This is a genomic window from Vibrio sp. Vb0667 (genome assembly GCF_033391095.1).
The window spans coordinates 1-1,343 of sequence record NZ_JAWPOL010000198.1; the positions used below are offsets into that span (position 1 = coordinate 1).

The following is a 1,343-nucleotide window of genomic DNA, read 5'->3' on the forward strand; positions in this document are numbered from 1 at the left end:
TGGCGTTACTTTTTGTAAGTGAATGCGAACATCGAGGGCATTGAGCTTTTTGCCCTTGCTCGATCTCCGGAATGCGGACGACAAGGCCACATTCTTCGCAAGAAATTAACTGACGTGAATTAGGTTGAATACTCATTGGGTAGGTTTTGAATTCATTTGTCCTAAGAATACTCTGTTTTCACTAGACACGCTTGTGTTGATTCAGGAGTTTACGAGTTTCTTACTTTTGCAATCGCCGTGCGCATGTTGCTAAAACATGCTAAGCGACGCTGAAAAGTATGCAACATTTTACTGCTAGGGTTTGAAATTGGGAAGTCGTTACCGCATAGAAGTGGTTTGAGTGAAGCAAATGAAATGGTGATTTTTGGGATGAGGGAGAGAAAGAACCTGCCCAAGCATAGGGCAGGAATGTATATAAGGATGTAGCTATACGGCAAGCTCTAACGTTGCTACTCAACCGTTCCGCTTGCAAATGCGTTTTTACCTATTTGCTTACCGTTTAGTGTTTTGCCGTAGTAACCTTGATGCTGGTGGTATTTTTCAGCATTTGCGGTGACGCTGCCTTTAAATCGAGGATCTTGTGGGCGTTCGTGACTATTGATGTACGCAGCAACGTCCCAAGCTTCTTGCTCAGTCAGCTGCACACTTTTTCCAAGTGGCATGTTCTCATAAATAAAATAGGCCGCTGTGTTAATGCGGTGCATACCTGCGCCCCAGTTATATGCAAATTCGCCCCAAAGCGGAGGAATGTATGAATGGTCGTCGGTGCCTTTGATACCCGAGCCGTCGGCGCGATGACAAGTCTCGCAGTTCTTTTCATAGACTAATGCCCCTCGCTCTGGTGATGGTTCTTGCTTCGGTGCGGCGATTTTTGGGTAGCCACGTCCTGCTAGGTTGCCGCGCTCTTTAACCGGTAATGCTTGAGCGATAGCATCTGGCAAAGGGAAGTTTTGCGTTTTACCACCCACTTGGAGAGCTTTAATGTCTAGCTCTGGCACCGCTTCATCGTTCATACCATAACTATCGAGTAATCCACCCATTGCCAACCAATAAGCGTAAGCGCTGAGGGCAACAATTTCGGGTGAGTCGTAAGCGGGGGTTTTGCCGTTCATGGAGTATTCGAAGCAACCTTGAATACGGTCTGCGTAGCTGTTTACGCGATCGTTTTTCTTGCGATAAGCCGGATAGGCCATGTACGCCGCCCACAGCGGTGCTGCATTGGCTTTTCGTCCTGCTTCCATATGGCAGTTCACACAGTTTTGCTCATTGCCAACGTATTTGCCGCGCATCTGTTGCGAGTTAACAAAGAGCGAGTAACCACGTTTTACTTGATCACCAAATGC

The 1,343-nt window shown here is 47.1% G+C and carries 1 protein-coding gene and 1 pseudogene; both read right to left on the reverse strand.

The annotated features are described in order from the left end of the window. Positions 1 to 136, reverse strand: a pseudogene (locus R8269_RS24580) (paraquat-inducible protein A); the annotation flags it as partial. A 313-nt stretch (positions 137 to 449) separates the two neighbouring features. Beyond that, on the reverse strand, positions 450 to 1,343 hold an 894-nt coding region (locus R8269_RS24585), incomplete at its 5' end, for a c-type cytochrome (RefSeq protein WP_318222826.1).